At 33.4% G+C, this 11,618-nt stretch carries 9 protein-coding genes; 1 reads left to right on the top strand and 8 read right to left on the bottom strand.

What is annotated here, in order from left to right; genetic code table 11:
• A partial coding sequence (locus CD128_RS11880; RefSeq protein WP_231917291.1) for a hypothetical protein occupies positions 1-404 on the top strand: 404 nt, incomplete at its 5' end.
• A gap of 96 nt (positions 405-500) precedes the next feature.
• Here the strand turns inward: CD128_RS11880 and gtfB are convergent.
• The 8 genes from gtfB to CD128_RS09030 form a co-directional block, all read right to left on the bottom strand.
• Positions 501-1,835 (bottom strand): accessory Sec system glycosylation chaperone GtfB, encoded by a 1,335-nt coding sequence (gene gtfB, locus CD128_RS09065; protein WP_103329641.1) that lies wholly within the window; start codon positions 1,833-1,835, stop codon positions 501-503.
• The gene (gene gtfA / locus CD128_RS09060; RefSeq protein WP_103329640.1) at positions 1,828-3,336 is read right to left on the bottom strand and encodes an accessory Sec system glycosyltransferase GtfA; all 1,509 of its coding nucleotides are present in this window, start codon (positions 3,334-3,336) and stop codon (positions 1,828-1,830) included. The genes gtfB and gtfA overlap by 8 nt, the downstream gene beginning before the upstream one ends.
• 16 nt (positions 3,337-3,352) lie before the next feature.
• Positions 3,353-5,743, bottom strand: coding sequence for an accessory Sec system translocase SecA2 (gene secA2 / locus CD128_RS09055; RefSeq protein WP_103329639.1), 2,391 nt, complete (start codon positions 5,741-5,743; stop codon positions 3,353-3,355).
• Positions 5,736-6,281: an accessory Sec system protein Asp3 gene (gene asp3 / locus CD128_RS09050; protein ID WP_103329638.1), complete on the bottom strand. Its 546-nt coding sequence runs from the start codon at positions 6,279-6,281 to the stop codon at positions 5,736-5,738. The genes secA2 and asp3 overlap by 8 nt, the downstream gene beginning before the upstream one ends.
• Positions 6,265-7,827, bottom strand: a complete 1,563-nt coding sequence (asp2, locus tag CD128_RS09045) for an accessory Sec system protein Asp2 (RefSeq protein WP_103329637.1) — start codon at positions 7,825-7,827, stop codon at positions 6,265-6,267. The genes asp3 and asp2 overlap by 17 nt, the downstream gene beginning before the upstream one ends.
• The gene (asp1, locus tag CD128_RS09040; protein ID WP_103329636.1) at positions 7,817-9,388 is read right to left on the bottom strand and encodes an accessory Sec system protein Asp1; all 1,572 of its coding nucleotides are present in this window, start codon (positions 9,386-9,388) and stop codon (positions 7,817-7,819) included. The genes asp2 and asp1 overlap by 11 nt, the downstream gene beginning before the upstream one ends.
• Before the next feature lie 10 nt (positions 9,389-9,398).
• Positions 9,399-10,598 (bottom strand): accessory Sec system protein translocase subunit SecY2, encoded by a 1,200-nt coding sequence (gene secY2, locus CD128_RS09035; RefSeq protein ID WP_103329635.1) that lies wholly within the window; start codon positions 10,596-10,598, stop codon positions 9,399-9,401.
• Positions 10,599-10,887: 289 nt separating this feature from the next.
• Positions 10,888-11,618, bottom strand: a 731-nt coding sequence (locus tag CD128_RS09030; protein WP_231917288.1) for an LPXTG cell wall anchor domain-containing protein, incomplete at its 5' end; no start/stop codon positions are given.

Below are 11,618 nucleotides of genomic sequence, written 5' to 3'. Positions count from 1 at the left end.
GCTTTGTGATTTATACTATCAATTTAACTTTGATTCTAGCATTATATTTAATTAATAATAGAAATTTTATTGATTTAGTACATATCTCCATTAGTTTCACGTTTTTAAATTTGTTACTTTCTATTTTTTTAATTCCTTTATCCATCTTTACATTAATTGTGTTTAACAACTATATCATTTCAATTGTTATAACTATTGGCATAACGTTATTATCAATGATTTTAATCCCTGCGCCCTTTGCAGCCCTTATACCTACCACTTTAAGCTATAGATTTAGCATAGCAATCATTAGTTCATCGATGTCACTAGATTCAACTCCAAACATAATAATTGGGCTTACTATTTTAATTCTTTTATCAATTTCGATGACATATTTATCTTTACGTCAGTTAAAAGCTAGTTAAAACTTATATATATCTAAATCAAAATAGCTTCTAAACTAGGGAGACCAATACTTTACAAAGTTTTCCTCCACTGTTTAGAAGCTTTATTTAATATAACTATTTCATCGCATGATTTAACACTTTCTTAAATGCACGTTTATCTATTTTATTATTTTGTTGTTTTTGATGTTCTAATCTTTCTTTAAAATGATTTTTCTCTGTCCCAATGTCAGTGAGGATATTTGTTAATTGCGCGTGGTCAGTTTGTGAAACTATATTATTTCCAGCGATAAATTCACGACGATGTGCTGTTTCATCATAAGCTAGAATTAATTGATTACTTATCATTGCTCGCTCTATAGCATTTGAAATTTCACCACCACGATTAATATCTAAATAAATATCACATGAATGGAATAACTCGCCAGTCATCGCTTTAGTGATAGTTGGATATAATGTCACATTTGGATATTGATCAAGATCCATTAATTTATCTGACATTTCGGTAATAGCGCCTATATGAAATTCAAATTCTGGTAGGTTTTGAATTAATATTTCGATATTTGGAATGTCATCAGAATTAGTTAAATTGAGTATTCGTTTTGAATATTTATTATTTTTCTGATAATCGTACAGATATCCAGATTGTGAGATGGATGGACGATATTGTGATTCAATATTTTCAATAATGCTTTGATATTCATTTTTATCTGGAATAATTATCGTATTTTGTTGCGCTGAATTATTTAACAATAATTTCATATTTCCCGGGACATTGCCACCACTTTGTTCTTGCCAGAAAAGTACCGTTTTTTCAATAATGTCGGAATGATACGTTACAAAAAATGGTGTAGCTAATGAATTAATGATGATTTTAGATAAATCTACTTTCAATTGTTTTAGAAAGAAAATAATAAAATCATGTTTTGAAGCAAAGAAATGCGACTGTCCTTTCCAATCTAGGACAATATCTTTTGTGACAAAGTTTTCATATAATACTTCTTTTCCTTCGCGATTAATATATGTTTTGACAATTGGTTTCTTCTCTAAATCATATACTGTCGTTGCAAATTTAAAACCATCTTTCGTGTAGTAATCGACAGAACGTAAATGATCATTCGGATCAAACCATTCTACAAAACTAACAATACGCGTTTTGAAATGTTTACGGTAAAAAATACGCCCTCTCACAATGCCATTATCAATCACTTCTGCATAATCATTACTTCCTTTAATTTCCCAAAATGGCGGAACTTGTACATCATTGAAAAACGCCGGTTTATCATTATCTAAACGTCGATATTCTGCAAAAAAGCGATACGGTGAAAGCACATCATCAGGTAAAAAGCCGTCATCATCCATTACAATTGTTGAGTGATCATAACCCGCAAGGTGAAGCGATTGTTTAAGTTTTTGTGATGCTGTATCAAAGCGTTCGAATAAATTAATCATATAGCACCTCATCAATTAAATTTTGCCATTTTTGCGTAATACTTTCAGTTTTAAATGGTGTCGCAATTTCATAAGATTTGTCGTGTGCTTGTTTAGGTCCATTATTAAAATACTGAATTATTTTTTTAGCCATGTTATCTGTAATTTTATCAACATTTTGTTTGTCTTGATTTATTGGAATAAGATAACCATTTTTACCATCTCTTATAAACGTTGGATTACCATAATTTACGTCGAATCCAATCATGCCAAGACCGGAACCCACCGCTTCCATTAATGTTAAGCCGAAACCTTCACTTGTTGATGCTGAAACAAACAATTCATACTTAGGGTAGATATCGTCTAATTTTGCATGCCCTTTTAATTGGATATAGTCTTGGGCATTGTGCTCAGTAATTAGTTTTTCAATTTTTTCCCTTTCACTGCCATATCCATAAATATCAAAAGTTAATTTAGGAACTTCTTTTTTCGCTTTAATTGCCGCTCTAACTATCCAATCCACATGTTTTTCGCTTGCTAAACGTGATGCCGTTAATATTGAATAAGGTTGGCGTTCTTGTTTTGGATACGTTAATTGGTGTAAGCTTCCTACTGGAATTGTACGGACACGCGGTTGATGTGCAGTATATTGTTTAAATTGATTAGATAATGTTCTATTTTGTAAATCTGTAGCTGTGATATAAAAATCAATATATGGGGCTTGTTTAAAGACGTATTCGTAATAATTGTTCCATAAAATATGTGTGTCATCTGTGGTATTTTCACTAAAATGTTCTGCGTGTACCACAATGCCGACCTTACTTGGGCCTTTATTTTCCAAAATAGCCTGACCAACTTTCGTCGATCTATCAATAATTACAATGTCTTGCGCAGTTAAATTTAATTTCTGCATGAAATAAGCAACGAATTGTTGTTTACTATACAAACGCGCATCATCGAAAACATAGACGCTAGAATCGCCATCAATATATTCTTTATATACGATAGAACCATCTTCATTATAGAACTGGCGCATATATAATTTCGCGCGGTTCTCGCTTGGAGCATAGTATTCTGAGAACGTACGCACATAACTATAATAATCTTTTCGAATCAACATTCCATTAACCACAAATTCTGCACGATCGACCACATTTTCACCTTCATTTTTCAAATAACAGCTCACATAAGATTGATCGTTACCAATATATAAACGTAAGACTTTTCCAGTTTCCACTCTTGCAGTGACCGGATTACCTAAATCTTTAATTAAATCATCAACAGTATACGTAGTTGGTGCTATTGGAATATCACTAAAATATTGATAAAGCCAAATAATTTCGTCATCTTTAAAACCCATATTTGATGTTAAAGTTTGAATATTTTCAGATGAAATGAAGTCCAAAAAGATAAACTTTGCGGATTGATTCGTTTGTCTTAATAGCTTGGCACGATAGGCTTGGGCATATTCTACACCGCTACTAGCCCAACCAATACCGAAATTAATATTATAAATTGTCATTGAAAGGCACCTCATTTTAAGGAAAATGTATTACTAAATCGTCATCTTTATCAAACATTAAGATGCTTTGACATAAATTGCGAATAATTTCACGTTTTACCTTAATAATCATATTTTCATAGGTTTCTAACGCCACTTTATGATATTCAAACATGGCATTACGTTGTCCATTTTGACGATTATTAACGCTTGCTTTTAATTGTTGTAACTGGTCTACTTGATTAATCCATGCGACATCAATCGCTTTTAAAATGGATTTTTGTATAAAACGCATTTTGACATAATCATCATCAGCAATAGTTAAATTATGTTGAAATTGTTGATTGAATTGATTAATTAAATAATTAATCGTCCCTTCGCGCGTTTGGATATATTGTCGAATATCACTATCATTAAAACTAAAACTGAGTTGGTTATAAATATAATGGACTACATCATCTTCACTACTTATTCCTGTCGTCTTGAAATCATACTCAAAGACATCTTTTGCGAGTGAGTCAAAGTTGAATTGGCTAAAGTCTTGGACTGCTAAGATACGATCACGCTCTTCATATACGCGTTCACGTTGAATTCCGATACTTTTTTCAAATTCATTTGCCATTTCACGCGTACGCATCGCCGTTTCTTCAGATACACGTTGTGCTTTATTAACAATGTTTCTTACTTTATTTCTGAAAAATGGACTTGCCTGCAATTTCTCAGGATTGACCTTCTTAACTCTCTCGTTTTCAGCAAATTTAGAATTACTCCATCGTTTCACAATATAATCATCTAAAGAGACATAGATTTGCGAAACACCTGGATCACCTTGTCGACCTGCACGACCACGCAATTGTCGATCGACACGACTATTTTCCATATGTTCATTAATAATTACTGCTAAGCCACCTAATTCATGCACACCTGGACCAAGTTTAATGTCTGTACCACGTCCAGCCATACTTGTTGAAACCGTGACAGCTCCTAGTTGTCCAGCTTCCGCAATCATCTGTGCTTCCTTCGCAACATTTTGAGCAATCAGCAAATTATTTGGAATATGTTGTTTAAATAATTGCGCTGAAAAATATTCCGCCGCTTCAGCCGTTCGTGTAATTAATAATACCGGTTGCTGAGTTTTATGAATGTCAATCACCTTTTCAAGAATAGCTTGATTCTTCTCATTCGATTGCGCATAAACTCTATCTTCCTTATCATCACGAATAACAGGATGATCAGTTGGAATTTGAACTACAAGTTTTGAATATAAATCAAAGAACTCTTTCTCCCCTAGCTTACCTGTACCAGTCATACCTGAAAATTTATTAAATAATTTAAATAAATTTTGAAAGGTAATCGTCGCCATTACACTTAAATCTTGCGATAATTCGACGCCTTCTTTAGCTTCAATCGCTTGATGTAAGCCTGATTGAAGCTTAGTACCAGGTAACATTCGCCCAGTGATACGGTCAATTAGAACGACTTCTCCGTTATAAATAAAATAATCAAGATTGTCTTTAAATAAATATTTCGCTCGTAGCGATAGATTTATGACCCGTACTAAATCAAAATGCTCAGGGTCATACATATTATTTACTTTAAAATAATGATTCGCTGCTTCAATACCTTTCTCTGTTAGCCATACTTCTTTTTGATTCATTTTCACTTTAAAGTGTCCATCCTCAACTAGTGTTTCCACAAACATTTTCACAATTTGAAATAGATTAGACTGCACACGTGGTGCTCCAGAAATTACAAGTGGCGTTTGCGCAGCATCTAAAATAATCGAATCCACTTCATCAATCAGCGCAAAATTTAATTCTGGTAGGTATTTAGCATTAATATGATCAGCTAAATTATCAAATAAATAATCAAACCCTAAACGTCCATTTGTCGTATAAATAATATCGTGGTTATATAAAAACTGTTTCTCCCCTTCTGCGTATTCATAGTCTGGAATATCTACAAATCCGAGTGAAGCAGTTAAACCTAACCATTCATACAATGGCTTCATCTCTTGAAAGTCACGATTTGCTAAATAATCATTCGTAGTAATTAAGTACGCTCCTTTACCAGTTAATGCATTTAAGTAAAGTGGCATCGTGGCAGTTAGCGTTTTACCTTCACCTGTCTGCATCTCAGCAATATTACCTTGATGCATCACAATGGCTCCCATGACTTGAACCTCTTTTGGGTACATCCCTAACACTCGCTTCGACGCCTCACGAATAGTTGCGTAGGCTTCAGGCAATAACTTATCAAGCGTCGTCTTCTCTTGTTCCAAGCGTTTCTTAAATTCTGCAGTCTTACCTTGCAATTCCGCATTTGAACAATGCTCAAACGCCTCACTATAACGATTGACCTCCGCTAACCGCTTCTTCACACGCTTCAGGCGTATGTTATTAATCATCTCATTCACATGATTAGCCATCTTGCCCACCTCCATTCGAGACTCTCGTCTTAAATAGTACTCGGTTAATAACCTCTAAAGCTGAGGACGACTTATCTTGAAATTCACCTTTAACATTTTCGTCCTCTATCACTTCCTTAATTTTTATATTTTGAAAATGCAGAACCGATAAGCCAGCATTAATTAATTCAATTTTGTAAGCATAAGCCTCAGCAGGAAATTGAAATTTTGTTACATCGTCTTTAATAATCAAATATGAAAGTTCTGTATCATTTTTACGATAGAACGTTAGTTTAATATAGGCAGCGCCTTGAGGTTCTACTTGATAATTTAATGTTATTTGGTAATAATGCCCTTTTTTCAATATTGGAAGAGAAGGGACAGTTTTTCTTACATTAAAGTTTGTTATCATGTGCCAGTCATGAATAACTGTACCTGAAGGCATTAACGGATTCTCAAAATATGTCACATCTGAATCAAAGCGTAATTTTGTCCCGTACATAAACGTCTCCTTATTAATATGACGCCAATATATTATGTGATTATGAAGTACTGACATGGCTATCTCTCCCAAACTGATTTTTTAGAATAAGATGATAAAAATTTTTAAACCAATTCGTAATCGTAGGTGAGTCATCATTATGTCGCCCTGGAATGCCTCGACTCATCACATGTGCACGCTGTTGACTCAATACAGGCGATAACGATTGAAACGCTTTTTTATCGTAATCATCATGTTCCATATATGCTATCGCAAATGTTGTTTTTGAGAGATTACTATTTTTTAACTTTTCCCAAAAACGAGTATCTAATCGGTTAATATCTGCTTGTGAAATACCACCTTCGTTCTTAAGAACCACATCATTCGCCGTTCCAAACTCATTAGGACGTAACAACCTCATATTATTTGCGATAGTACCAACATTAATTAATGGTTTCCCAATGACTACGGCGGTCGGCTCTAATTGCGTTGCGTAATATAAGGCACCAAAAGATCCCATCGATAAGCCCGATAAGATGAGTTCATGCGACTCGAAATTTAAAAAATCAAGGGCATCTCTAATCACGTTTAGGATACCCTTTTCAAATGTTTCAGAACCTAAGTAGAAGGCACCACCTTCAAGTCGTGGGTCACCAATTAAAATAAACGGTGCATTCATCTTTTGCATCATATAGAACCCTTCGAATCCCTCAGCTGAGCGATAACCACTGAAGTAAACATTAAGTGGTGGCTTCATATCACCAGGATTAAAGTAATGAATAAACTCATCTCTATTCTCATCAGCAAAGCGTTCGCCGCCCATAATAAATTGCCCCATTTCAAGGCGAGACCAACGCTTATGCACTGAGCCAATACGTATTCTTCCAATGCCTTTCGCTTTCAGTGAAACACTGATATTTGCTTGATAAGATAAACGTGGCAATCGAATCGGCTCATTTAAATGATTATGTTGGAAACGGAATTCTTGAATCGGATAATCAATTGAATTTGCTGGAGTAATCCTTAAAGTATATTCAATCTCAACATCTTGATTTATATCATATTCAGGCCATATCTCATTCACTTTTTCTTCATCATTCACAAGGTTTTGCGTCCAAGTTAAAAGTGGCTTAAACGTTTTGCCAAAGTCACCTTCTAACACTAACGCTTTATTACCTTCATAATGATACTCTCCTTGAAAATGAGGGTTCACTACTGCTTTGATGGGTGAAACTCTATCGCCATATTGCCCGGGAAATGTTACAGCTAATAATTTGTCATGTAACTCCTCTTCCGAATGGTACGTTATTTTTTTAATTAATCTCGTCTTAACAAGCATTTCATTATCAAATTCTGATGACCAATAATGCACATCAATCACAGTATTATGTGGTGTAGCGACTAGATACAATAAATCCATCAATGCTTGTGAATGTGAAGTTTGAACGAAAACTAAGTCGAAGTTTCCATAAGTATTAATAATCTCTTGTACGGCCTCAATATAGCCACTCTCAAACTGGAACACCGCATTATCTAAATAATCCCATTCCACATCCTTTTTATTATCAAAAAGTAATTCTAAATCTTGGCCACCTACTTGTAAAACTCTAAATTTACGTGCCATCATATTCACCTGCAATTAAATAATCAAGTTGTTGAATAATAAATTGCGAACTAAACGCATGACTTAATTTAATTGAATGCGCAAAAGAGTAGTTCCAATTTTTTAAATTTATTAGAAAGAAATCAAGCGCTATACCTAGTTGTTCATAAGTTTCAATAATTAATCCATTTAACTCATGCTCAACGTAATCTGTTTGGCGTAAATTAATCTGAGGCACTCCCGCACTAATACTTGAAATTTGCAAATATAAATCTGGTTCTTGATTTAAATCTATAACGACTCTTAGTTGAGAAATAGCTTTCATTAAATCCTCCTCAAAAGGTACGGAAATAACTTTGATGACTTCTGTTGTTTGAAGTTCTGATTCTAAAATATCACGAACTTCTGGAGACAGTTCTTCATTCTCAGTATTAAAAGAATCGTTCAAGCGCGTTATCTCATCTTTTAACCATGGAGGTACCTCATTGTTATTTAATCTAGTTAACACATGAATCCTTGTGTGCTCATGTTGATATAAGTATCGTTTTAAATGAGACATGATATCTTTTAACTCTTGCTCTAAAAGGTCATCAATCCAAACGCCTATATTGGTATCATATAATTGACTACTTATATTGGGTAATACTTGTGCATCAAATGGTGTTACACGCATATAATTAAATGGTTGATTTTGAACGTGATTATCTAAATACGCTTTAACTTTACGTTCATTCTCTAGCGTATCAATTAAACATTGTTGCGCCTTTGTAATAGAGTTTAGTAGCTCATCATCCATCTCTTGGTTACGTGGTTTAAACACTGAGAAACAAATATTTTTAGGTTTAAATGTTTGAGAGATTAACGCATCATGTCGCTTATCTGCTGCTACAATAATTTTGTCATTTTCTTCTAAATATGATTGATTGTAGTCTAATAATTTTTCATGAATTAAATCATCCATTGTTTTATATTCTGTTTTTCGAAAATGATTATCGAAGTCTGAGTGAATTATTATTTTTTGCGTATTGAAATCTTGAGTCATAATCGCATTGCCACTCACATTCAGATAGATACGATGATGAGGAATTTCATGATTATTCTCATAAATATCTATCGCAGAAATAAATCCTCTATCATCAAAAATAAATTTACGTTGGCGTTGATGGAACTCATAATCTTCAATCCATAATAAGTAACCTTCTTGACTAAAAATCACCTTAGAATATGCATTGGGACTAGTAATAGCAATTACTTGAAACGGCGTATACACAAATTCAGTATCTTCAGACCAATCCAAATCCCGATAATCAATCGCTTGGGGCGTACATTGTTGAGCACCTTGAATGTCATCAAATAGAGACCAATAAGACATTTCGTAAAGTTGATGTCGATGTAAAAATAGCCGTAACATCGGATTATAATTCAAGATTAATGCTTGAAATGACTCCTCATTTTGAATATGCATCGACATGAGGCTAACCATATCATCAAATTCTGTTGTTCTTCTTTTACTGTAAAAGGGTTGAACCGTGCTATTCCACCAATAAGTTGAATCATACCATGCAGGTATAAACTGTTTCATAATTCTCTCCCTACCAATACTTATTCAAGATTTGTTTATAACGATCAAAATATAAATATGTTCTAATCGTTTCTCCAATATTGATACTTATGTACACCAAAATAATCAGTTGCATTGAAAAATAAATTTCTTTAGACATATTCGGAATAAATAGTGTCGAATACATTGGTATTGCTAGAATACAAGCAACTATCATCGCACCTGTTAAACATACACGACGTGCTTTTTTATTCAAATAACGTTCTGTTTCTTTACCAGGTTGAACTGAATCGAAATAGTTTCCATTTTTCAAAAATTCCTTAGATTTCTTCTTAGTATTAATTAAAAAGCGCGATAATAAATAGTTTAAAAAGATTTGTAAAATAAAATAACATGTAATTCCAATTGGATTTGCAAAGCTTAAAAATCCTAAATCTATGTTTTCATCGATTGTTGTCACAATAAAATGAATCAAATTACTTAGAATAACAAATGCTGATAAACTAATCATAATAGAAATACTTCCCGCAGGATTTAACTTCCACGCTAGATATGTTGGTGTCTTTTCAGTCGAATTATTCATAATATCTTTATAATCTAAGCGATATTCTGTTAATTCTATGAACAGTAAGAAGAAAAGCGCGATGATAAGTGTTAAGACGACTAATACAAGCAAAGTCGTACTAATATTTAACTTTGTAAAATGTTGATTGTGAAATAACGACTTGATTAAACTCATTAACACGATTGGCATCGGGCCTGCAATTCCATAAGTAATATTTTGATCTGCTAACCACACTAAAAACATCGTTCCTGTTATCAGAATCAACATTAATAAAATGATGTTCGCATTTTTAATAAAATTATTATGAATATATGTGTTAATTACATAATAACTTTGGAAAGTCGCGAATAATATAGTGATGATCCTCTCTTTGTAATGTTTTTCAGAACGTGTTTGCTTAGCCATTTTATCTACATTTCGATAATTCAATAACATAATAATAACCATTGAGGTTAACCAGGGGCCTAAGCCTAAGGAAAAGATATTTAAAGTTGTTAGGTCTCCTCCTACGTTAGAAATAGCTAACTTAAAAAAGGTGTCATTATCTTCACGAACTCCACTTGAACCAACAATCGAAATATTGCTCCCTAAAATATAGATAATTAAAATGAAACACGTGAATATGATTCTTTTGTATAAAATCTTATATTCTTGTTTTTTAAACATAATTCCACCCGATATTTAAAATTAAAGTCTTTTTTATTATATCAAAGAGGCTAAAGACATTAATTTTTTTGGTTTCAATTATTAGTTCGTAACCAATTAATTATGCTTTAGCCTCTTTTTATTTTTAGAAAGGACATTAAGCATGATCCTAATTATCAAAGTCTTATCTCAAATTGTTTCTGAGATATTATTTGAAAAGGAAAAGTAAGGTGTGCCTTTGAGTGCTCACCTCACCTTTCCCTCATTTATGAAAAGTTGGCTACTTTTCAAAATGAGCTAATTAATGTCCTTATCCTCTATCTTTTTTATCTTTTTTATTTTTACGTGATCTTCTTAATAAACCTAATCCCGCTAACATTGCAGTTACCGCAGAAATAATTCCAGAAGTATTTGACTCATTTTCACCAGTATCTGGTAAATCATCTTTAGCATCTTGATGTTGAGAATTACTATGAACCTCTGAACCACGACTATGAGACTCTGATGTACTTGTACTTGTTGATTCACTTGTACTCATTGATGTTGAACCACTATTTGAGTCTGAAGTTGAAACACTCATTGATGATGAATGCGTATTTGAATCACTTGTATGCGTTGATACACTTTCTGAACTTGAATGACTTGTTGAATTAGTAAAGCTGTCTGAGTACGAATTACTGTGTGATGTTGAACCACTATCTGAGTCTGAATCACTTGTACTTGTTGATCCACTGTTTGAGTCGGAATGACTCATTGAGTGTGAACCTGAATCTGATGTACTCATTGAGTTTGTATGACTTTCTGTGTGTGAATCACTTTGTGATGTTGAGTTACTTGCACTTGCTGAATCGGAATCACTTTCGCTTTCTGAGTCGCTTGTACTTACTGACTCTGAATCACTTTCACTCGTTGATGCTGACTCACTGTCTGATGTGCTTGTACTTACTGAGTCTGAGTCACTTTCGCTTGTTGATGCTGACTCACTGTCTGACGTGCTTGCGCTTGCTGAGTCTGAGTCACTTTCACTCGTTGATGTTGACT

The organism is Staphylococcus croceilyticus (assembly GCF_002902575.1).
In the GTDB taxonomy this organism is placed as follows: Bacteria; Bacillota; Bacilli; order Staphylococcales; family Staphylococcaceae; genus Staphylococcus; species Staphylococcus croceilyticus.
The sequence above is the reverse complement of the archived record's forward strand: the minus strand, read 5'-3'. Positions and strand labels throughout refer to the sequence as shown.

Bases quoted from the DNA above. Each gene is read 5' to 3' on its own strand.
- secA2 (WP_103329639.1), bottom strand. From the start codon at position 5,743: ATGGCTAATCATGTGAATGAGATGATTAATAACATACGCCTGAAGCGT.
- gtfB (WP_103329641.1), bottom strand. From the start codon at position 1,835: ATGATTAATTTATTCGAACGCTTTGATACAGCATCACAAAAACTTAAA.
- asp3 (WP_103329638.1), bottom strand. From the start codon at position 6,281: ATGTCAGTACTTCATAATCACATAATATATTGGCGTCATATTAATAAG.
- asp2 (WP_103329637.1), bottom strand. From the start codon at position 7,827: ATGGCACGTAAATTTAGAGTTTTACAAGTAGGTGGCCAAGATTTAGAA.
- gtfA (WP_103329640.1), bottom strand. From the start codon at position 3,336: ATGACAATTTATAATATTAATTTCGGTATTGGTTGGGCTAGTAGCGGT.
- secY2 (WP_103329635.1), bottom strand. From the start codon at position 10,598: ATGTTTAAAAAACAAGAATATAAGATTTTATACAAAAGAATCATATTC.
- asp1 (WP_103329636.1), bottom strand. From the start codon at position 9,388: ATGAAACAGTTTATACCTGCATGGTATGATTCAACTTATTGGTGGAAT.